This is a genomic window from Brevibacterium sp. K72 (assembly GCF_050562175.1).
Taxonomy (GTDB): Bacteria; Actinomycetota; Actinomycetes; order Actinomycetales; family Brevibacteriaceae; genus Brevibacterium; species Brevibacterium casei.
In genome coordinates, this window is sequence record NZ_CP191582.1 from 3,296,813 (window position 1) to 3,317,360 (window position 20,548).

Genomic DNA, 20,548 nt, shown 5'->3' on the forward strand with positions numbered 1-20,548 from the left:
AATCAATCGTCCTCTGGTGACATTCCGTCCTCGACTGTGGCGAGGACCTCGGTCTCGTCGGCCCCGAACTCCTCGAGGTCGGCGTCCTCGGGCAGGTACGGGGCGATGTCGGGCAGCTCGTCGAGGCTGACCATGCCGAGGGCGTCGAGGAACTGGTGGGTCGTCGCATAGAGCAGCGCCGAGGTCGTCGCCTCCTTCCCCGCTTCGACGATGAGACCCCGCAGGAGCAGGGTGCGGATGACGCCGTCGACGCTCACCCCGCGGATCGCGGCGATGCGGGGCCGGGAGATCGGCTGTCGGTAGGCGATGACGGCGAGCGTCTCGAGCGCTGCCTGGGAGAGCTTCGCGCTCTGCCCGGCGGTGAGGAAGTCCTTGACGACGTCGTGGTAGTCCCCGCGGGAGTGAAGGCGGAAGCCGCCGGCGACCGCGCGGATCTCGAAGCCCCGCTGCCGCCTGGCGCCCTGCCCGTCGGGGCCGGCAGGGGCACCGTCGTAGTCACGGGCCAGTTCCGCGATCGCCTCGGTCACGGTGTCCTCGTCGATGCCGAGGGCCGTCGCGAACTCCTCGGCGGACACCGCGGAGTCGCTGACCATGAGCACGGCTTCGATGCCGGAGAGGATCTCATCGTCGATCATGCCTGGCCTTCCGTCGTATCGTCCCCGTCCGTCTCCCCCGCCGAGGTGGCGCCGTCGTCCGTCTCTCCCGCCGAGGCGGTGCCGGCCTCAGCACCGTCCCCGTCCTCCTCGGCGCTCCACGCGCCTTCGGTGCGCAGGTCGACGCCGTCCTCGGGGGTCTCGGTCCGCGTGATGACGAGCGGGCCGAGCGGTTCGGCCTGGTCGAAGTCGCAGAGGCCGACCTTGAAGAGTTCGAGGAGGGCCAAGAACCGGGCGACGACGACGAGCGTGTTCTCGGAGGTGTCGAGGAGGTCCTGGAACTCGACGTCGCCCGAGCGCAGCAGTCCGAGGATGAGTCCGCGCTGTTCGGAGACACTGACGAGAGGGAGGTGGATGTGGTCGACGGCGACCGTCGGCGGGGTGTGGTCGCGTTGGAGGACGGTCGCGAAGAGGGAAGCGAGCTCACCTGGGCCGATGCTCAGCTCGAGCGGGGGCAGGACGTCTTGGAACTCCTCCTCGAGGCCGACCGAGCGGGGGACGCGGATGGAGCCTGCGGTCATCGCCTCGGAGAGGAAGCCGCTCACGGCCTTGTACGCCTTGTACTGAAGCAGGCGGGCGAAGAGGAGGTCGCGGGCTTCGAGGAGTTCGAGGTCGAGTTCCTCCTCCCCCTCCTCGTGCGGGAGCAGGCGCGCAGTCTTGAGGTCGAGGAGGGTGGCGGCGACGAGGAGGAACTCGGAGATCTCGGCGAGGTTGGACCCGCTGCCCCCGTCCTTCTCCGACAGTTGCGTCGTGTACGCGATGAACTCGTCGGTCACCTCGGCGAGCGCGATCTCCGTGATGTCGAGGCGACGCTTCGAGATGAGGCCGAGGAGCAGATCGAAGGGGCCGGAGAAGTTCTCCAGCTCGACCTGGAACCCATGCACGTCGTCGGCGACGGCATCGTCGTCGGCGACGGTCTCGACGGCGGTCTCGCTCAGGGTGCGCCTCCGCGGGCGATGAGCTCCCGGGCCAGGCGCCGGTAGGCCTCGGAGCCGGGGTGCTTGGGCGCGAACGAGGTGATCGGCTCGGCGGCGACGGAGGCGTCCGGGAACTTCACGGTGCGGTTGATGACGGTGTCGAAGACCTTGTCGTCGAAGGCCTCGGAGACCCTGGTCATCACCTCTTTCGAGTGCAGGGTCCGCGAGTCGAACATCGTCGCGAGGATCCCGTCGATCTCGAGCGAGGGGTTGAGCCGGTCCTGGACCTTCTCGATCGTCTCGACGAGGAGGGCGACGCCGCGCAGGGCGAAGAACTCGGTCTCGAGCGGGATGATCACGCCGTGGGAGGCGGTGAGCGCGTTGACGGTGAGCAGGCCGAGCGAGGGCTGGCAGTCGATGAGGATGACGTCGTATTCGCCGGCGACCTTGGCGAGCGCCCGGGAGAGGACCTGTTCGCGAGCGACCTCGCCGACGAGCTGGACCTCGGCGGCGGAGAGGTCGATGTTCGCCGGCAGGACGTCGATGTTCTCGAAGTCGGTTTCGACGATGACCTCGTGCGGGTCGAGGCGCGGGTTCATGAGCAGGTTGTAGACGCTGATGTCGAGGTCGTACGGGTTGATGCCGAGCCCCACGGACAGGGCACCCTGCGGGTCGAAGTCGACGAGGAGCATCTTGCGTCCGTACGCGGCCAGGGAGGCGCCGAGGTTGATCGACGACGTCGTCTTCCCCACCCCGCCCTTCTGGTTGACCATGGCGATGATCCGGGCGGGCCCGTGCGAATCCAGGGATGCGGGTTCGGCGAAGTCCTCGGCTCCCGCCGTCGGGGTCGTCGCTGTGGGGAGATCCAACGCCTGCTGCGGATTCATCACTCGGTCGGCCACCTTTCGTTGCGTGCTGGAACCAACCCTACCGCGCCCTGGGGTGCGAGGTGGCGTAGACCTCGCGCAATGTTTCCTCCGACACCTTCGTGTAGATCTGCGTCGTCGTCACCGAGGCGTGGCCGAGCAGCTCCTGGACGACGCGGATGTCCGCCCCGCCCTCGAGGAGGTGCGTGGCGAACGAGTGGCGGAACGTGTGCGGGGAGACTTCCGTCTCGAGTCCGGCGAGGCTGCCGGCGCGTCCGACGATCTTCCACGCCGTCTGCCGCGACATCCGCGTGCCCCGCGCGTTGAGGAACAGGGCGCCTGCCGGAGTCCCGGACCTCGCCTTCTCGGCCATCGTCGGGCGCACCCGGGTCACCCACGCCCCGAGGGCGACGGCCGCATGGGAGCCGAACGGGACGATCCGCTCCTTGCCGCCTTTGCCGTAGAGCCGCACGAGCCGGGTCTCGAGGTCGAGGTCGTCGAGGTCGGCGCCGACGGCCTCGGAGATCCGGGCCCCGGTCGCGTAGAGGAGTTCGAGGAGGGCCGCCGCCCGGATCTGGGCCGGCTCCTCCCCCGCCGTCGTCGCGAGCATCGCCTCGATTGCGGAGAGCGAGAGCGCCTTCGGCAGCCGCAGCCCCTCCCTGGGCGGGCTGACCTCGGAGGCGGGATCGGTGTCGGTGAGACCGTCGGCGAGGGCGAAGGCATGGAACCGGCGCACCGCGACGAGGGCGCGGGCCCGGGTCCGCGGGGCGAGCCCTGAGTCCTGGAGGTGGAGCGCGAAGTCCTCGACGTGGGCCCGGGTCACCCCGCCGAGGCGGTCGATCCCGGCCTCGGCCAGCCAGGTCCCGTACCTGCCGAGGTCACGGGCGTAGGCGTCGATGGAGTTGAGCGAGAGTCCGCGTTCGAAGCGCAGAGCCGAGAGGTACGAGCCGATCGCGCGGGCGATCTCGGCGGGAAGGTCGGGAAGGAGTTCGGCGCCGTGACGGGCCATGGGGTCTCAGGCGTCCGTATCGTCGGCTGCGTCGCGGCGGTCGACGAGGAGCCGGGGCGCATCGACAAGACGGGTGCGCACGGGTCGGCCGGCCGCCTCGGCGGCAAGGACGTTGCTCACCTGGAGGACCGCGAGCTGGGCGACGGAGTTGGTGATCCGCCCCGCGGCGATCGCGTCGAGGGCCTCGGGCACGCTCACCCACCGGTAGACGAACCCGGCCTCCTCGTCGCTGCGGGCATGCTGGTCGGCAGCGGGCACCTCGGCGAGGTCACGGGCGAGGTAGAGCCGGATCGTCTCGCTGCTGCCGCCCGGTGAGAGCGCGGAGTCGGAGAGGACCTCCCAGCGGGCAGCGGTGAGGTCGGCCTCCTCGGCGAGTTCGCGCTTCGCAGCGGTGAGCGGATCCTCACCGGGGATGTCGAGGAGTCCGGCCGGAACCTCCCACAGGCGGGCGCGGACGGGGTGGCGGTACTGCTGGACGAGGAGGATCTCGCCTGCCTCGTTGAGGCAGGCCACCGCCACGGCCCCGGTGTGGGCCATGAGGTCGCGGACGAGTCCGGTCGCCTCGGGCAGGTCGAAGGTCTCCCGCCGGATCGTCCACACGGCGCCCCGATACACCTCGTCGGAGGCAGTGATCTCCGGGGTGAACGGGACGTCGTGCAGATCGCTCACGGTCGGCTCACTGGCGCTCGAGTGCCGCGGCGACGAGGCCCGCGAAGAGCGGGTGGGGCTTCGTCGGGCGCGACTTGAGCTCGGGGTGGGCCTGGGTGGAGACGTAGTACGGGTGTTCGCTGCGCGGGAGTTCGACGAACTCGACGAGCTCGCCGTTGGGCGAGGTGCCGGAGAAGACGAGCCCCGCCTCGGCGAGGTCGTCGCGGTAGGCGTTGTTGACCTCGTAGCGGTGACGGTGGCGTTCGCTGATGTCCGTCGACCCGTAGGCCTCGGCGACGACGCTGCCCTCGTCGAGCTTCGCCCGGTACGTGCCCAGGCGCATCGTGCCGCCGAGATCGCCCTCACCGTCGACGATCGACATCTGCTCGGCCATCGTCGCGACGACCGGGAACTTCGTGTCGGGGTCGAACTCGGAGGACGAGGCGCCCTCGATGCCGGCCTTGTGGCGGGCGTACTCGATGACCATGCACTGCAGGCCGAGGCACAGGCCCAGCGTCGGGATGCCGTTCTCGCGGGCGAACCTCAGCGCTCCGACCTTGCCTTCGATGCCGCGGATGCCGAAGCCGCCGGGAATGCAGATCGCGTCGAGACCTGCCAGCGCCTCGGCGGCGTCCGCATCGGACTCGCAGACATCGGACTGGATCCATTCGATGCGCACCTTGGCGTCGTTGGCGAAACCACCGTGGCGCAGCGCCTCGGTGACGGAGAGGTAGGCGTCGGGCAGGTCGATGTACTTGCCGACGACCCCGATGGTCACCTCGTGGGCGGGCTGGTGCACGCGCTCGAGCACCCAGTCCCACTTCGTCCAGTCGACGTCGCGGAAGGGCAGGTTGAGGCGGCGGATGACGTAGACGTCGAGGCCGCCGTCGTGGAGGACCTTGGGGATGTCGTAGATGCTCGGCGCATCGACGCACGAGACGACCGCTTCCATGTCGACGTCGCACGAGGAGGCGATCTTGCCGCGGATCGAATCGGGCAGCTCCCGATCGGAGCGGAGCACGATCGAGTCCGGCTGGATGCCGATCGAGCGCAGTGCGGCCACCGAGTGCTGGGTCGGCTTCGTCTTGAGCTCTCCCGAGGGTCCGAGGTAGGGCACGAGGGAGACGTGGATGAAGAAGACGTTGTCGCGGCCGACGTCATGGCGGACCTGGCGGGCCGCCTCGAGGAACGGCTGCGACTCGATGTCGCCGACGGTGCCGCCGATCTCCGTGATGATGACATCGGGACGGTCCTCGGCGGGACGCTCAGCCTGCGCCCGCATCCGGGCCTTGATCTCGTCGGTGATGTGCGGGATGACCTGGACGGTGTCGCCGAGGTAGGCCCCGCGGCGCTCCTTGGCGATGACCGAGGAGTAGACCTGACCAGTGGTGACGTTGGCCGCCCCGTCGAGGTCGATGTCGAGGAAGCGCTCGTAATGGCCGATGTCGAGATCGGTCTCCGCACCGTCCTCGGTGACGAAGACCTCACCGTGCTGGAACGGATTCATCGTGCCCGGATCCACATTGAGGTAGGGATCGAGCTTCTGCATCGCGACCTTGATGCCGCGCTGGGTGAGCAGGTGTCCGAGGCTCGATGCCGTGAGACCCTTGCCGAGAGAGGAGGCGACGCCGCCTGTAACGAAGATGTGCTTGACTGTGTTCGGCTCGTGAGCCCCGATTCGATTCACCACGGAATTTGATTCTATCAAACCCGGCTTGCCGACTTCGACAGGGCCTCGACCTCGGCGTAGAGACCGAGGAGGCTCGCGGCGATCTCACCGGGGTTGTCGACGTCGATGACCCGCTTCTTCGCGGCGATCGCCTGCGCACCGCGGGCTGCCGGATCGTCGAGGAGATGATTGATCTCACGCAGCAGCGCGTCGGTGTCGTCGGCGGGGACGATGTCGGCGGCCTCCCCCCAGATGCCGGCGCGGCGTTCGGCGCCGATGAAGACGGTCGGCTTGGCCAGCTGCATGAGGTCCTCGTGGCTGAGTCCGGTCATCTGCTCGCTGGCGATGACGACGTCGGAGGCGGCGGCGACGTCGACGAGGTCACCGGCAGGGGCGACGATGACGCCGCGGTCGGCGAAGGCGGAGGCGATGGTGCGGCGGTCGCGGCCGGTGCCGGTGAGGACGAAGACGACCTTGCGGTCGGGCCGGCGCCTGTTGATCTGGTCGGCGGCGTCGAGGACGGTGGCCAGGGCCGTGTGGTCCTTCAGGGCGATCGGGCTCGCGACCATCCACGTGCCGTCCCCGATGCCGAGTTCACGGCGCACCTGCGCCCGGGAGGCGGTGACGGTGAGGTCGGTGTCGATGTCGGGGGTGACGAGTTCGGCGCGTTCGACGAGCGGAACGGAGCCTGCGAACCATTCGACGACGGGTTCGGTCGTGCCGAGCACTCCGCGGGCGGTGCGGGCGACGATCTCCGCACCGGTCTTCTCGATGACGTCGGCGGGGGCGAAGTTCTCGACGGTGGCGACCGCGGTCGGGCTCAGGCGGGCGGGCAGGCCGGTGAAGCCGAGGCCGGTCAGCGTCGCGGCGTGGAGTCCGTGGCCGTGGACGATGTCGACGTGGGGGTAGATCTTGTGGAGCGTGAAGGCCGAGGCGGGATCCGAGGGTGAGAGCCGGCGCTTGGCGCTGAGCTCGATCTCGCGGTAGTTCCCGATGAGGTCCTCGGGGACGTCGAGGCGGTCGAGGATCGACCGGTGGGCGGCGAGACCGACCTGGTGACCGGCCCGGAGGTGACCGATGACGGCGAGCTTGGCCACCTCGGCGACGGGGTCCGTCGTGTCGGCGAGCACGTGAAGGATCCGTGCGTCGGTGCTCAGCGGCTGGATCTCGGCGGTCTCGGTCATTCCTCATCCCTCTCAGTCGTGTGTCTCTAGCCTACCGGTCTCCCCCGGCCTCTTCGGCAGCGGCCGGGGCCGTGTTCGGCACGGTGTCCGCCCTGGTCGTCGCCGGGGTCGTCGGGGTCGTGCGGACCCCGGTTCTCCGAGGCGGGAGTTCAGTCCCGCGGTGACGGCTGGGTCTCCGCGTAGACGGCGAGCAGCTCGGCGGCGACGTCGCCTTCGTCGGGCAGCTCCCGTCCTCGGGCCCTGGCCCGCTCCCCGAGCTCGGCACGCAGCGCGGGGTTCTCAGCGAGCGTGCCGATCGCGTCGGCGAGCGACTCGTCGTCGTCGGAGTCGATGAGGACGCCTGAGTCCCCGACGAGCTCCGGGGTGCCCCCGGTGGCCGTGGCGACGATCGCCTGCCCGGTCATCAGCGCTTCCTGGAGGACGAGGGCCCGGGCCTCCCAGACGCTCGTGAGGACGTAGACGTCCGCGGCGGCCAGGAGTGCGGCGACGTCGTCGCGGGCTCCGAGGAAATGGAGGGCCGGAAGCGCCGAAGCGGTCGCGGCCTCTGCATACTGCGCGCGGACCTCGGCGAGCACCGCCTCATCGGCGGCCCCAGCGACGAGGACGACGATCTCGCGTGCGTCGGCGGCATCGGCCGGTGCGGCGGCGTCGGCCGGGTCGGCTGTGTCGGTCGGTGCGTCCGGGTGACCGAGGCGGCCCAGGGCACGGACGAGCATGCCGTAGTTCTTCTGCGGGGCGACGCGGCCGACGGCGAGCACGATGACGGCGTCCTCGCTGAAGTCGTACTCGGCGGCAAGCGCCGCCCTCGTCGCGCGGGCCTCGGCGGCGCCGACCTCCCGGATCGCGGGGGCCGCTGCCGGAGAGAAGCGGGCGTCGCGGGCACCGAGGTCGTGGGCGCGGACGACGAGGTCGGTGCTCGCGGCCAGCGTGAGATCGGCCCCGCGAGCAAGCAGCCGTTCGATGCCGGTCTCGACGCTCCCGCGGATGCCGGTGCCCGAAGCCTGGTTGTGGAGGCTTTCGATGAAGGTCGGCCGCGGGCGCAGCAGACGGGTCGCGAGATGGGCGATGAGTCCGGCGCGGAAGCCGTGGGCATGGACGATGTCAGGGCCGAAGCCGCGCAGAATGCGTCGCAGCCGGGCGACGAGGACGGTGTCGCGCAGATCGACGCCGGTGCCGACATCGAGGGCGGCGAAGCGGACCCCGGGGAGGGCGGAGAACCCGAAGTGCTCGTCGGTCTGGGCCGGGCCGATGACGCCGACCTCGTGGCCGGCGGCGGCGACGTCGCGGGCGAGTGCCCGCACGTGCGTGCCGACTCCGCCGGTCGACGTGCCGATGACGTAGACGATCCTCATGGTCTCTCCTCCTCGTTCTGCGGTGCGGGGCCGGGTCGCTGGGGTGCGGCACCGGGGGTCGAGGGTGGGATGCCCGGACCGTCGTGGTCGGGACCCGGCTCCGGGGCGGTGGGCACGGTGGGGTCGGCGGGTCCCTGGGTCTGTCGGCGGGAGGCGAGCATGCCGCGCACCTCGGCGACGTAGCCGCGGTCGAGGACGAGGATGCCGGCGAAGACGAGGCAGCCGACGAGGGCTGCGAGGATGCCGACGATGACCGAGGGGACGGCGGCGGTGCCGATGAGACCCGCGAGCCACCAGGCGGCCAGCGCGCCTGCGGCGGATCCGAGCGCTGCGGCGAGGAGCGAGTGGAGGCCGCGGCGAAGGATGCCGCGCAGTGCGTCCGAGCCGAGGACCCGGCGGATTGAGACGAGGAGCGCGGCCGCCGCGGCGCTCATCCCGAGCACATAGCCCGCGCAGATGGCCACGAGCGTGCGCTCGGGGCTGCCGTTCGCCTCGGTGAGGGCGATCGCCGCGACCATGCCGACGATGACGAGGATCCACCCGGTCGTCGTCGCCGCCGCCGCGTGGCGGGAGCGTTCGAGGGCGTAGAAGATCCGTGAGCCCCACGCGATGAACGACCAGCCGGGCACGGCCAGGGCCATGACCATGATCGCGGTGCGCATCGCCGAGAACGGGGCGGCGTCACGACCGCCGACGGCATCGATCGAGGTGAAGAACGATTCCAGCGGTCCGGCGGCGCTGAAGAGGATGACGGTGCCGAGCAGTCCGATGGTGACGATGACCGCCGAGGTCGTCGCCGTCATCGCGCGCAGCCGCACTCCCGCCGCCTCACGGTCGGCCGCCTCGGCGTCGTCGTCCTTCGTCCGGCCCACCCACGTCGACAGGGTCGGGAACATCACGGTGACGACGGGGATCGCGAGGACCGCGTAGGGCAGGAGGTAGACGGCGTTGATGTAGTTGAAGAGGACGAACGTGCCGGTGCCGCCCGAACGGTTGGAGAGGACGAGGGTGACGAGCACGGCTCCCTGCTGGGCGAGCAGTGCGGCCATGCCGGCCCCGGCGAGGCGCAGCGCCCGGTGGGCGACGCCGGGTGGGAACGACCACGTGGGGCGGATGCGCAGCCCGGTCGAGCGCATCGGCAGGGCCAGCGGCAGGGCGAGGGCGGCGACACCGGCGGTCGTGCCCCAGCCGAGCCATCCGATGTGGGTCTCCCATGTCGCGTCGGTGCCGCCGACACCGCGGTAGGTGATGTAGGAGCCGATGACGACGAGGCTCGAGAGCAGCGGGGCGAACGCCGGCCAGAGGAACTTCCGGTGCGCCTGGAGGACGCCGGTGAGGACGGCGCCGATGCCGTAGAGGACGAGCTGCGGGGAGAACATGAGGAGGAAGGAGGCGGTGGCGACCTGTTCGTCCCCGGCGGAGTCGACGAGGAGGGTCGCGATCGGCTCGGCGAAGACGGCGAGGACGATCGTCAGGGGCAGCGTCACGGACACCGCCCAGGTGAGCAGCGCCGAGGTGATCCGCCCGGCCGTGTCCCGGTCGGCGCGGGCGAGCGGGATCGCGAGCAGGGGGATGACCGCTCCCGCCAGTGCGCCTCCGGCGACGACCTCGAAGAGGATGTTCGGCACCTGGTTGGCACTCTGGTAGGCGGTGCCGACGGTGCCGGCCCCGACCGTGCTGGAGAAGACGAGCCACCGGAGGAACCCGACGAGCCGGGTGATCAGGGTGATGATCGAGACGAGCAGCGCCGCGGAGGCGAAGACCCGGAGGAGCCGGTTCACTTCACCGTGCGCCCGAAGGCGTCGATCTCACGCAGTCCGGGGGTGGATTCGATGACGGATGTGAACGAGACCTTCTCCGAGGCCAGGGTGAGGCCGGCGAGGACGGCGAGGAGGACCGCGCGCGTTCCGGCGCTCGTGTTCGCCGCCACGGTCGTGCCGATGGCAGCCCCGAGGGCGTTGGCTCCGGTGTCGCCGAGCATGACGGACCCGTCGAGGTCGTCGGGCCACGCGGCGAGGCTCGTGCCGGTGACGACGGCGGTCGGCACCCAGGTGAGCTGCCGCTGATGCGGCATGAGGCCGAGGACGAGGAGACCGGCCTTGAGTGCGCGTCCGGGGCGAAGGTCGAGGAGGTTGAAGAGGTTCGCGGTGCCGGCGATGACCCCGCCGGCGACGACGGTGTCGATGCTCGCCTTCCACCACGGTGCCGTCTCAGCGGGGCGGAAGGCGTCGAGGAGTCCGTGGTGGCGACGGTTGTCGGGGCCGAGGATCGCGGCGGCGATGATCGCGGCGACGGGGATGCCGGTGACCTTGATCGCCCCGGTGGTGACCTGTCCGTGGGCGAGGGCGCTGAGGTGACCGCGCAGGCCCTTCGACGACCCGGACTCGAGGAAGTCGTCGACGGCGCCGAGGACGCCGGAGACCGAGGTCGCGAGCAGGGTGGCCGCCCGCTGCCGCGGATCTTCGATGAGGGCGCTGCCGGCGAGCAGTCCTGCGGTCACGGCCGGGCCCTCGACGAGGGAGACGTCGCGTCCGGCATGGTTCGTCCGCACCGCGCGCTCATGGCGACGCAGCGGGGAGTTCAGCACGGCCTTCGTCACGCCGTATCCGACGAGACCGGCGACGGCGGAGCTGACGAGGGTTCGGATCATGTCATTCCCTTCCGGGCAGGATCGATTCGGCGTCCGAGGCGAAGCCGAAGTGGCCGTGGGTGCCGGCTCGGCCGGCGGCGATCGCGCAGACCGTGATGATCGCCCCGGCGCCGAGGCCGAGGCCGTCGACGGTCGAAGCCCGGGACTTCCCGGTGCGGAGCACGGAGACGAGGCCGTTGGCCGCCGAGGCGGCGTCGCCGGCGACGACGACGGACGTCGCCTCGTTGGTGAGCGCGTTGACGAACTCGGTGACGGCGTCGCGGGAGGCCATGTCGCCGGTGGCCTCAGGGCTCGGTTCGGTCTCCTCGGCGAGCTGGGAGTTCTCGTCGTCGATGATGACGAAGAGGTCCGTCGTCTTGTGGTCGGTGTCCGTGCGCAGGCGCCCGGCGTCGACGAACGCGTTGAAGATCTCCTCGGCCTTCGCCTCGGCGTCGTCGCGGTCCTTGCCCTCGGCGAGCATCGAGGCCTTGCCGGTGAGCGCGATGACGAGGGCTGCGCGCAGCGCGGTCGCATCATCGGCGGGCAGGGCGGGGACGAGTCCGCGCAGGGTGGTCATGAACTCTCCGGCGCCGCTGACGCTGAGCGCATCGTCGACGAAGGAGACGTCGCTGGCGATCGTTCCGCCGGCCTCCTTGATCCGGTTCGTCACCTCCTCGACCTGCTGGGGGTCGGCCTCGGGGGCGGAGATGACGGTGACCGTCGCATCCTTGAGGGTGTCGCCGATGAGCTCGGGGGCCGCGGCGGTGACGAACTCGTTCTGCTTCTCGATGTTGCCGTTGGCGGCGTCGAGCTTCGTGCGCAGGTCGTCGCGGTCGGCGCGCAGGGCGTCGACCTGGCTCTGCAGGGACTCGCCGATCGGCTCCTTGAGGGGGCCGGCGCCGAGGACGATGCCGACGGCCAGGGCGAGGAACACCGAGACGAGGGAGACGAGGTGGTAGCGGAAGTCGATCACGAGAGAGTCCTTGAGTCGAGTCCGGCCCAGATCGTGCCGGCGGATTCTGAGGTCGCGGCGGGATCCCCGCCGAACAGGGAGCCGATCCAGCCGAAGACGCCGTCGAGCTGGGCTCCGATGAGTCCGAGGAACGTCTGCCCGGCGGCGGTCGCCGCCATGGCGACGCCGAGCGCGACGAGTCCGGCGATGATGAGCACCGCGAGCTGCAGGCTGGAGATCCGCTGCCGGTAGAGCAGGGAGACGCCCTTGGCGTCGATGAGCTTCGACCCCACCCGCAGACGGGTGAGGAACGTCGAGGCCATGCCCTTGCGTCCCTTGTCGAGGAACTCCATGAGCGTGTCATGGGTGCCGACGGCGACGATGAGGTCGGCGCCCTTGTCGTCGGCAAGGAGCATCGCGATGTCCTCGCTCGTGCCCGAGGCGGCGAAGGCGACGCAGTCGCCGCCGAGGGCCTTGACCCTCTCCGTGCCCGGCGCGTGTCCGTCGCGGTAGGCGTGGACGACGATCTCCGCGCCCGAGGTGAGCGCGGAGTCGGACACGGAGTCCATGTCGCCGACGATCATGTCCGGCTTGTAGCCGGCTTCGAGGATCGCATCGGCGCCGCCGTCGACGCCGATGAGCAGCGGCCGGTACTCGCGGATGTAGGAGGCGAGGATCGCGAGGTCCTCTTTGTAGTGGTAGCCGCGGACGACGATGAGGGCGTGCCGGCCGGCGAAGTCGGTCCGCACCTCGGGGACGACGAGTTCGGCCGAGAGCAGGTCGGAGTCCTTGCGGATGTACTCGATCGTGTTGTCGACGAAGTCGACGAGCACGGAGTTCATTCCTGCCTCGGCCTCGTTCATGTCCTCGGCGATGGTCTCCGGGGTCTGGAAGACGCCCGAAGCCACCTCGGTGCCGTTCCGGTAGACGATGCTGCCGTCGATGCTGATCTCGTCGCCTTCGCTCACCGTGTCGAAGATCTCAGGTCCGGTCGCGTCGATGAGCGGGATTCCGGCGTCGACGATGATGCCGGGGCCGAGGTTCGGGTACCGGCCGGAGATCGACTTGTCCGCGTTGATCACGGCGACGGGGCGGCACGCGACGAGCGCCTCGGCGGAGACGCGGTCGATGTCGGAGTGCTTGATGATCGCGATGTCACCGGCGGCCAAGCGCTTCGTGAGGTCCTTCGTCCGTCGGTCGAGCTTGGCCGGGGCCGCATCGGACCGGGTCGGGACAGGGGGGTTCTCCCGTAGTCTGCGCGCTTTCATGGTTCGCCTATTCTCTCATGTTGCCGCAGCGGCACCGGCCTTGACCTGCCGCGCGGAGTCGAGGAGTTCGGCTGCGTGGGCCTTCGCCGAGGCGGAGTCCTCCATCCCGGCGAGCATGCGGGAGAGCTCGACGACCCGGTCGTCCTCGCTCAGCTCCCGCACGCCTGAACGCACGGTCTCCGCGTCGTCATCCTTGACGATCGTCACGTGCGTGTCCGCCCAGGCCGCGACCTGCGGCAGGTGGGTGACGACGATGACCTGGGCGTGGCGGGCGAGCTTGGCCAGGCGTCTGCCGATCTCGACGGCGGCGCGACCGCCGACGCCGGCGTCGACCTCGTCGAAGACGTAGGTGGGCACGCCGTCCTCGGCGGCGCGGACGACCTCGATGGCGAGCATGACGCGGGAGAGCTCACCGCCGGAGGCGATCTTGGCGATGTCGTCGCCGGTCGAGGAGTCGTGCGGGGCGAAGGTGAGGCGGATGTCGTCGAGGCCGTGGACGGCGGGTTCGCGTTCGGTGATCTCGAAGCGCACCTGCGCCTTGGGCATCGACAGGGCGGTGAGCTCCTCGCTCACGGCGGCCGAGAACGACTCCGCGGTCGACCGGCGCAGAGCGCTCAGGGCGGCGCCGGTCTCGCGCATGGCAGCCTCGGCGGCCTCGAGTTCGCCGTCGAGCTGGTCGAGGTCGCGGTCCTCGGCTTCGAGCTCGGTGAGTTCGGCGGCCGCGCGGGTCTCGAAGGCGAGGACCTCCTCGACGGTCTCGCCGTAGGGGGCGAGCGAGCCGAGTTCGGCGCGTCTGGCTTCGGTCTCCTCGAGCGAGGTCTCCCCCAGTTCGTCGAAGCCCGAGAGGTAGGAGCTCAGCTCCGCGGCGGCGTCGGAGAGGCGCAGCACGGTGTCGGAGAGGCCCTCGCGGATCCGGACGAGTTCGGGGTCGGAGGACTCGACGTCGCTGAGTGCGCTGATCGCCTCGTGGACCCGGTCGACGGCGGCCCCGGTCTCGTCGATGTCCGAGCCGAGCAGAAGGTCATGGGCACCGCCGACGGCGCGGGTGATGTCGGCGGCGGCACCGAGCTTCGCGGCAAGTGCGCTCAGCGCCTCGTCCTCGCCGGGGACGGGGCGGACGGCGTCGATCGCGTCGAGGCAGCCCTGCAGCCAGAGGATGCGCTCGCGGCGGGCGGCGGTCGAATCCTTGATCCGCTGGACGCGGGCTTCGGTCTCGCGCCAGTTCTCGAAGGCCCGCGAGTACTGTGCGGCCGCCTCGGCGAGGTCGGGTCCCCCGGCGGCGTCGAGGAGCCGGCGCTGGGAGGCCTGGCCCTTGAGTTTGAGCTGTTCGGACTGGCCGTGGAGGGTGATGAGGTCGTCGGCGATCTCGGAGAGCACTCCGATCGGCACGGTCCGGCCGCCCGCTGTCGCCCGGGCGCGGCCCTTGGCGGCGACGGTGCGGGAGATGATCGCCTCGTCGTCGGCACTGCCTCCGGCTTCCTCGATGCGGGTCTGCACGGTGCCCGGCACCTCGGTGAAGATGCCTTCGACCTCGGCCTTCTCCGCGCCTTTGCGGACGACCCCGGCTCCGACCTTCTCCCCCATGAGGAGGCTGAGGGCGGAGACGAACATCGTCTTGCCGGCACCGGTCTCACCGGTGACGACGGTGAAGCCGGGGGCGAGTTCGACCTCGGCCTCGGCGATGACGCCGAGGTGGGAGATGCGCAGTTCGGAGATCATTCAGCCTCCTTCGATCGGTCCCCGCCATCCGGAGACGGGCAGGCGGAACTTCGCGACCAGCCGGTCGGTGAACGGACCGGTGTGGAGACGGGCGAGCTTGATCGGCGATTCCGAGCGCTTCGCCTCGACGCGTGCCCCGGCGGGCAGTTCGAGGGCGCGGCGGCCGTCGCACCAGAGGACCGCGGCGAAGTCGGGATTCGACGGGGAGATCTCCACGCCGAGGCGGGAGTTCGGGTTGACGACGAGCGGTTCGGTGAAGAGCGCGTGGGCGGAGATGGGGACGAGGAGGAGGGCCTCGACCTCGGGCCAGACGATCGGTCCGCCGGCGGAGAACGAGTACGCGGTCGACCCGGTGGGGGTGGCGAGGATGACGCCGTCGCAGCCGAACGCGGAGACCGGGCGGGAGTCGACGCCGAGGACGACGTCGATCATCCGCGCCTTCGAGGTCTTCTCCACGGTCGCCTCGTTGAGCGCCCAGGCCGAGTAGATCTGTTCACCCTCATGCCACACGGTGACGTCGAGGGCGAGCCGCTCCTCGACGAGGTAGTCGCGGGCCGAGGCACGGTGGACCGCCTCGGCGAGGTCCTCCCTCTCGCTCTCGGCGAGGAATCCGACGTGACCGAGGTTGATGCCCATGAGGGGGACGCCGGAGCCGTGGAAGCGTTCGGCGGCGCGGAGGATCGTGCCGTCGCCGCCGAGGACGATGACGAGTTCGCACTTGGACTTCCAGGTCGCGAGCTGGCTGGCGCTGATGATCACGCAGCGGGAGAGGAGGTCCTGGTGGACGTCGGGGTACGAGCTGCGGGAGGAGATGTCGAGGATCTCCTCATCGAGGACGACCGGGGTGATGCCGTCGTCGAGGAGCGCCCTCCACACCTGCACGGCCGCCACCGCGGAATCCTCGCGGTTCGGGTGGAGCAGCACCATGATGTACCGGCTCACGACTCTCCTTCCACACTCTGGGCTTCCATGTTCTGGGCCAGCATGATCGCGTCGAGGCGGTCGGGGATCTCCGCCGTGACGAGCCTATCGGACGCACCCGGGGTGGATTCGGGTCGAACACGCAGGAAGTACTCGCGGTTTCCGCTCGGTCCCGGCAGCGGTGAGGCGGCGATGTCGCTCACGCGGGCGCCGGCCTCGGTGATCGCGGCGAGGACGGATTCGACGGCGCGCCTGCGGTCGGCGGGCTTGGTGACGACGCCGTGCTTGTCGAGGACGGAGCGGGCGAGTTCGAACTGCGGTTTGACCATGAGGAGGAGTTCGCCGCCGGGACGGACGACGCCGAGCAGTGGTTCGACGAGCAGGCGCAGGGAGATGAACGAGACGTCGGCGACGACGAGGTCGACGCTGTGGGCGGGGACGTCGGAGTCTGCGAGGTCGCGGAGGTTGAGGCCTTCGCGGACGTGGACGCGCGGGTCGTCGCGCAGGGTCGCGGCGAGCTGGTCGTGGCCAACGTCGACGGCCCACACCCGATCGACTCCGCGGCTGAGGAGGACCTGGGTGAACCCGCCGGTCGAGGCTCCGGCGTCGAGGGCGGTGCGCCCGTCGAGGCGGTCGATGCCGAAGTCGTCGAGCGCGCCGAGGAGTTTGTGGGCGCTGCGTGCGACCCAGGGGTCGGGATCGCTCACGGTGATCTCGTCGGTGCCGGAGACCTCAGCGGACGGTTTGGTCGCCGGAGTGCCGTTGACGCTCACGCGCCCGGCGGCGATCTCGCGGGCGGCGCGGGAGCGGGAGGGCAGCAGACCACGGTCGACGAGGGCCCGGTCGAGTCGGGTCCCGCCCGGTCGGCTCACAGGGAGCCCACCTGCGTCTCGAGGTCGTCGAGGAGGGCGGAGAGTGCCGTGTGGCGTTCGTTGGCCGGGGCCTCGGCCGTCTCGGCGAGGCCGCGCTTCCACGCTTCGGCGGGGACCTCCTTGTTGACACTGCCCGGGGTGGGGGCTGGGGCGGGGGCTGGCGTGGGCGCTCCTGGGGTCGGCCGGTTGCCTGGGGTGGGGGCTCCGGGGGTCGGCCGGTTGCCTGGGGTGGGCGTGTCAGTCATCGATCCTCCTCGGCAGATTTCCCGGCTCTATGCTCTCACCTGCGTCGATCGCCTTCCAGGCCAGCCGCAGCGCCGCTTCGATCGCCGCCGGGTCGCTCAGCTCAGCCTCGGCGAGATCGATCTCCCGGCCACAACCAGTCCCCCGCGATTTGCTGGTCGCTGCACCGAGGTCCGCGGGCGATTTCGGCGCATTCTCCTCGGCAGAGTGACCAGGGAATCGCATCGTTGCGGCCTGCACGCTTCCACCGTCCCCGTTTGCGGTCGACAAATGGTGGTCGATGGGCCGATTCTGCGTTTTCGCCTCGGTTTTGCGACCACCGTCGGGCGCGGTGGAGCCGACCGGCCGACTCGTCGCGGCATCGAGGACGCGCGGAAGGTCGGCGAGTGTCGGGAGGATGAAGGTCGGGCGTCGGATCGGGTCGGCGGTGAGCGCATCGTGGAGGTCGTGGACGCCGGTGAGGACGAGCGCGGTGTCGAAACCGGCGCGGTTACCGCCCTCGATGTCGGTGTCGAGGCGGTCGCCGACCATGAGCGGTCGCCGAGCGCCGAGCCGCTGCACCGCATGCGTCATGACATCCGGGGAGGGTTTGCCGACGATCCGCGGCTGCCGGTCGGTGAGGCGGGCGAGCATGTCGACGAAGGCGCCGTTGCCGGGGACTCGGCTCGCGCGGCCGACCATCGAGTAGTCGGGGTTCGTCGCCCACCAGTCGAGGCCGGTCGCGATCGCTTCGGCGGCGCGGACGATGCCCGCGTAGTCGATGTGCGGGTCGAGGCCCTGCGCGAGTGCGACCGGTTCGTCGGCGAGCGAGTCGACGATCGTCAGTCCGGCCTCGGTCAGTGCTGTCGAGAGTCCCGTCGTGCCGATGAGGAGGATCTTCGCCCCTGTGCCGTACTCCTCGCCGAGGCGGGCCGCGAGCACCTGCGAGGAGGTGATGACCTCGTTCGGCTCGGTCGGGATGCCGAGGTTGGAGATGTGGTCGGCGACCACCTCGGCGGTGCGGGTGGCGTTGTTCGTCACGTAGCCGACGGGGATGCCGCGATCGTGGAGACCAGCGATCCCCTCGACGGCGCCGGGGATGGCGTCGGGGCCGTGGTAGACGACGCCGTCGAGGTCGAAGAGGACGCCGTCGATCGGCGTCCCCGCGGGGACGCCGAGGTCGCGGGCCTGCTCAGCGCCCGGTGTCACCGATCTCCGTTCGCCGAGTCCGATCCCTTCGGGTCGTCGGCGGCCTCGGCCGCGTCACTGGGGGCGGAGTCGGCATCGGCGGTGTCAGCGTCAGCGGCGTCGGCCGCGTCAGCGTCGGTGGTTTCAGCGTCGTCGTCCGAGTCGGCGTCAGCCTCGGCGAGGATCTCGTCGAGTTCGGCCTCGATCTCGTCCTCGGAGACCTTGACCTTCTTCAGTTCCTTCTCGGAGACGTGCGTCTTCGCGGACTTCGCCGGCGCGGCTGCCGAATCCTCGGCTGCGGCTTGGTCAGCGGCGGCTTCCTCAGAACTCGCATCGGTCGCACTGCCGTCGGCCGGGGCGTTCGAGTCGTCCTCTGCGCCGGAGGTGGCAGAGGCAGCGGATTCGTCAGCGCGCTCTGCGTCGCCGGACTTCGCAACGTCACCTGAGTCCGCGTCGTCGTCAGGCGCCGAATCGCTCACCGCATCGGTCGGGACACCCACCGACTCGGACGAGTCGGTCTCTGCCGCCTCAAGGTCGCCTTCGGGGGCAACGTCGGTGTCGTCACCCTGACCACCGGTCTCGGCAGGTGCCTCGCCCTCGAGCTCCTCGTCGGGGATCTCTTCGATGGTCTCGATCTCGACGCCGAAGTTCGGGTCGGGCTCCTCATCGCCGAACAGGGTTCCCGTGGCCTTCGCCGTGCGGCGGGAGAGCTCTTTGTACTTGTCGGCGAGTTCGGTCTCACCGTGGAGGCGCAGCACCTCGGCGTAGGCGGCCATCAGGCGCACGAGGGCGCCGCCGGGCCGCTGGGTGAAGTCCTCGGCTTCGATGAGCCTGCGCGCGGCGTCGATGTCGCCGAGGTCGGACTTGGCTCCGGCCGCGACGATGACGAGTTCGGTGCGGGTGTCGTTGTCGAGCTCGGCTTCCTTCGACCATTCGAGGAGTTCGAGGGCCTTCTCCGGTTTGCCGCGACCGCGTTCGGCGTCGGCGATGAGCGCGATGTTCTCATTCGAGCCGGAGATGCGACGGTGGGTGCGCAGTTCGCGGACGGCTTCGTCGTACTTCTCGACGTGGTAGGCGGCGATGCCGAGTGCTTCGCGGACGAGGCCGACGCGTCCGGCGCGGGCCATCGCGGCCTTCGCGTGCTCATAGGCGCGTTCGGGATCGACGTCGAGGAAGCCGCCGGTCGCGACGAGGTGCTTCGCGACGGTTTCGGCGTTCTCCTTGTCGAGCGAACGCAGCTGGCCGCGGATCTCCTTGTCGAGTTCCTTGCCGGTGATGTCCTCGGGGATCTCGGGTTCCTGGAGGCGAGGGCGGCGGGAGCGCTGTTCCCGCGCGTAGTCACCGGTGTCGGTCGCGCGGGAGGCGCGACGGTCGTTGTTGTTCCGACCGTAGCCGCCGCGGTCGCCTTGGTATCCGCCGCGACGGTCGTCGTCGCCTCGGCGGTCCCCGCGGTATTTCCCGCGGTTGTCGTCTCGGCGGTTGCCGCCGCGGTAACCGCCCTGACGGTCATCGTCACGGCGATTGCCCTGGTAGCCACCTCGACGCTCACCGTCGTTACGGCGATCCCCGCGGTATCCGCCCCGGTTGTCATCGCGACCTTCTCCGCCGCGGTAACCACCCTGACGGTCGTCGTCCCGGCGGCCCTGGAATCCTCCACGACGATCGCCGTCACGGCGATTGCCCTGGTAGCCGCCTCGGCGCTCACCGTCATTGCGACGGTCCCCGCGGTAACCACCCCGGTTGTCATCGCGGCGATCTCCACCGCGGTAGCCGCCCTGACGGTCGTCATCGCGCCGGCCCTGGAATCCTCCACGACGATCGTCGTCACGGCGGTTGCCCTGGTAACCGCCGCGGCGGTCACCGTCGTTTCGGCGGTCTCCGCCGCGGTAACCGCCCTGACGGTCCTCTTCACGGCGGCCCTGGAATCCTCCACGACGATCGTCGTCGCGGCGATTGCCCTGGTAGCCGCCTCGACGCTCACCGTCATTGCGACGGTCCCCGCGGTATCCACCCCGGTTGTCATCACGGCGATCTCCGCCGCGGAATCCGCCGCGCTCACCGTCATTGCGACGGTCCCCGCGATAACCATCCCGGTTGTCATCGCGACGGTCCCCACCGCGGTACCCGCCCTGGCGGTCATCGTCACGGCGATTGCCCTGGTAGCCGCCTCGGCGGTCGGAGTTTCGCGGCCCGCGCTCACCACGCGATGACGGAGAGTCCTGTCGACGATTGCGACTGCCTCCGCGATTGTCGTCGCCCGAGCGGCGGTTGTGCTGGCTGTCTCGCGAATCCCCTTGGGCCACGATTCTCCCTATAAAGACTTTTCAATGATTCCGCCCCATTCTAGTCCACGACCGCCTCAGGCACCCTGTGGGCGCGGACACGTCGGACCAGTCATCTTGCCGTGCAGCCCCGCGATTTCGGGGCTTCCCACCTCGGAGTCCGCAGGAAGCGCTCTGTTAGACTCGTCGCGAACCGA

At 70.2% G+C, this 20,548-nt stretch carries 19 protein-coding genes; 1 reads left to right on the forward strand and 18 read right to left on the reverse strand.

The window, feature by feature from the left end; all coding sequences use genetic code 11:
• Nucleotides 1–2: 2 nt before the first annotated feature.
• The 18 genes from scpB to ACQ1RG_RS14950 all read right to left on the reverse strand — a co-directional run bounded on the left by scpB (nucleotide 3) and on the right by ACQ1RG_RS14950 (nucleotide 19,196).
• Entirely contained in the window at nucleotides 3–635 is a 633-nt protein-coding gene (gene scpB, locus ACQ1RG_RS14865; RefSeq protein ID WP_063248821.1) for an SMC-Scp complex subunit ScpB, read from the reverse strand.
• Complete coding sequence (locus ACQ1RG_RS14870) at nucleotides 632–1,537, reverse strand: segregation and condensation protein A (RefSeq protein ID WP_259788124.1); 906 nt, start codon at nucleotides 1,535–1,537, stop codon at nucleotides 632–634. The genes scpB and ACQ1RG_RS14870 overlap by 4 nt, the downstream gene beginning before the upstream one ends.
• A 50-nt stretch (nucleotides 1,538–1,587) precedes the next feature.
• Nucleotides 1,588–2,457, reverse strand: a complete 870-nt coding sequence (locus ACQ1RG_RS14875) for a ParA family protein (RefSeq protein ID WP_063248820.1) — start codon at nucleotides 2,455–2,457, stop codon at nucleotides 1,588–1,590.
• 40 nt (nucleotides 2,458–2,497) lie between these two features.
• Nucleotides 2,498–3,445, reverse strand: a complete 948-nt coding sequence (gene xerD / locus ACQ1RG_RS14880; protein ID WP_063248819.1) for a site-specific tyrosine recombinase XerD — start codon at nucleotides 3,443–3,445, stop codon at nucleotides 2,498–2,500.
• A gap of 6 nt (nucleotides 3,446–3,451) precedes the next feature.
• Nucleotides 3,452–4,114 (reverse strand): NUDIX domain-containing protein, encoded by a 663-nt coding sequence (locus tag ACQ1RG_RS14885; RefSeq protein ID WP_119297011.1) that lies wholly within the window; start codon nucleotides 4,112–4,114, stop codon nucleotides 3,452–3,454.
• 7 nt (nucleotides 4,115–4,121) lie between these two features.
• Nucleotides 4,122–5,801, reverse strand: a complete 1,680-nt coding sequence (locus ACQ1RG_RS14890) for a CTP synthase (RefSeq protein WP_063248817.1) — start codon at nucleotides 5,799–5,801, stop codon at nucleotides 4,122–4,124.
• Nucleotides 5,798–6,946, reverse strand: a complete 1,149-nt coding sequence (locus ACQ1RG_RS14895; RefSeq protein ID WP_119297010.1) for a glycosyltransferase — start codon at nucleotides 6,944–6,946, stop codon at nucleotides 5,798–5,800. Before ACQ1RG_RS14895 ends, ACQ1RG_RS14890 begins: the two co-directional genes overlap by 4 nt.
• A 149-nt stretch (nucleotides 6,947–7,095) precedes the next feature.
• Entirely contained in the window at nucleotides 7,096–8,298 is a 1,203-nt protein-coding gene (locus ACQ1RG_RS14900) for a glycosyltransferase (RefSeq protein ID WP_197931841.1), read from the reverse strand.
• The gene (gene murJ, locus ACQ1RG_RS14905) at nucleotides 8,295–10,079 is read right to left on the reverse strand and encodes a murein biosynthesis integral membrane protein MurJ (RefSeq protein WP_119297008.1); all 1,785 of its coding nucleotides are present in this window, start codon (nucleotides 10,077–10,079) and stop codon (nucleotides 8,295–8,297) included. The genes ACQ1RG_RS14900 and murJ overlap by 4 nt, the downstream gene beginning before the upstream one ends.
• A complete protein-coding gene (locus ACQ1RG_RS14910; protein WP_119297007.1) occupies nucleotides 10,076–10,948 on the reverse strand; it encodes a hypothetical protein in 873 nt (290 codons plus the stop codon). Before ACQ1RG_RS14910 ends, murJ begins: the two co-directional genes overlap by 4 nt.
• A 1-nt stretch (nucleotide 10,949) precedes the next feature.
• A complete protein-coding gene (locus ACQ1RG_RS14915) occupies nucleotides 10,950–11,900 on the reverse strand; it encodes a copper transporter (protein ID WP_119297006.1) in 951 nt (316 codons plus the stop codon).
• Nucleotides 11,897–13,147, reverse strand: a complete 1,251-nt coding sequence (steA, locus tag ACQ1RG_RS14920; protein ID WP_259788131.1) for a putative cytokinetic ring protein SteA — start codon at nucleotides 13,145–13,147, stop codon at nucleotides 11,897–11,899. Before steA ends, ACQ1RG_RS14915 begins: the two co-directional genes overlap by 4 nt.
• 15 nt (nucleotides 13,148–13,162) lie before the next feature.
• Nucleotides 13,163–14,866: a DNA repair protein RecN gene (gene recN / locus ACQ1RG_RS14925; RefSeq protein ID WP_119297004.1), complete on the reverse strand. Its 1,704-nt coding sequence runs from the start codon at nucleotides 14,864–14,866 to the stop codon at nucleotides 13,163–13,165.
• Nucleotides 14,867–15,808 (reverse strand): NAD kinase, encoded by a 942-nt coding sequence (locus ACQ1RG_RS14930; RefSeq protein WP_009380021.1) that lies wholly within the window; start codon nucleotides 15,806–15,808, stop codon nucleotides 14,867–14,869.
• Entirely contained in the window at nucleotides 15,805–16,659 is an 855-nt protein-coding gene (locus ACQ1RG_RS14935) for a TlyA family RNA methyltransferase (protein WP_430600200.1), read from the reverse strand. Before ACQ1RG_RS14935 ends, ACQ1RG_RS14930 begins: the two co-directional genes overlap by 4 nt.
• Nucleotides 16,656–16,904, reverse strand: coding sequence for a hypothetical protein (locus tag ACQ1RG_RS14940; protein WP_259864022.1), 249 nt, complete (start codon nucleotides 16,902–16,904; stop codon nucleotides 16,656–16,658). The genes ACQ1RG_RS14935 and ACQ1RG_RS14940 overlap by 4 nt, the downstream gene beginning before the upstream one ends.
• Entirely contained in the window at nucleotides 16,897–18,090 is a 1,194-nt protein-coding gene (locus ACQ1RG_RS14945) for an HAD-IIA family hydrolase (RefSeq protein WP_430600202.1), read from the reverse strand. The genes ACQ1RG_RS14940 and ACQ1RG_RS14945 overlap by 8 nt, the downstream gene beginning before the upstream one ends.
• Entirely contained in the window at nucleotides 18,087–19,196 is a 1,110-nt protein-coding gene (locus tag ACQ1RG_RS14950; RefSeq protein ID WP_009380028.1) for a hypothetical protein, read from the reverse strand. Before ACQ1RG_RS14950 ends, ACQ1RG_RS14945 begins: the two co-directional genes overlap by 4 nt.
• A 12-nt stretch (nucleotides 19,197–19,208) precedes the next feature.
• Here ACQ1RG_RS14950 and ACQ1RG_RS14955 point away from each other — a divergent pair, with 12 nt between their 5' ends.
• On the forward strand, nucleotides 19,209–20,279 hold the full coding sequence (locus tag ACQ1RG_RS14955) for a hypothetical protein (RefSeq protein ID WP_009380033.1): 1,071 nt from the start codon (nucleotides 19,209–19,211) through the stop codon (nucleotides 20,277–20,279).
• Nucleotides 20,280–20,548: the final 269 nt, after the last annotated feature.

What these genes read in the sequence shown, in the direction of transcription:
- scpB (WP_063248821.1), bottom strand. Translation starts at nt 635, where the DNA reads ATGATCGACGATGAGATCCTCTCCGGCATCGAAGCCGTGCTCATGGTC.
- ACQ1RG_RS14875 (WP_063248820.1), bottom strand. Translation starts at nt 2,457, where the DNA reads ATGAATCCGCAGCAGGCGTTGGATCTCCCCACAGCGACGACCCCGACG.
- xerD (WP_063248819.1), bottom strand. Translation starts at nt 3,445, where the DNA reads ATGGCCCGTCACGGCGCCGAACTCCTTCCCGACCTTCCCGCCGAGATC.
- ACQ1RG_RS14895 (WP_119297010.1), bottom strand. Translation starts at nt 6,946, where the DNA reads ATGACCGAGACCGCCGAGATCCAGCCGCTGAGCACCGACGCACGGATC.
- ACQ1RG_RS14900 (WP_197931841.1), bottom strand. Translation starts at nt 8,298, where the DNA reads ATGAGGATCGTCTACGTCATCGGCACGTCGACCGGCGGAGTCGGCACG.
- ACQ1RG_RS14910 (WP_119297007.1), bottom strand. Translation starts at nt 10,948, where the DNA reads ATGATCCGAACCCTCGTCAGCTCCGCCGTCGCCGGTCTCGTCGGATAC.
- steA (WP_259788131.1), bottom strand. Translation starts at nt 13,147, where the DNA reads ATGAAAGCGCGCAGACTACGGGAGAACCCCCCTGTCCCGACCCGGTCC.
- recN (WP_119297004.1), bottom strand. Translation starts at nt 14,866, where the DNA reads ATGATCTCCGAACTGCGCATCTCCCACCTCGGCGTCATCGCCGAGGCC.
- ACQ1RG_RS14940 (WP_259864022.1), bottom strand. Translation starts at nt 16,904, where the DNA reads ATGACTGACACGCCCACCCCAGGCAACCGGCCGACCCCCGGAGCCCCC.
- ACQ1RG_RS14950 (WP_009380028.1), bottom strand. Translation starts at nt 19,196, where the DNA reads ATGGCCCGCGCCGGACGCGTCGGCCTCGTCCGCGAAGCACTCGGCATC.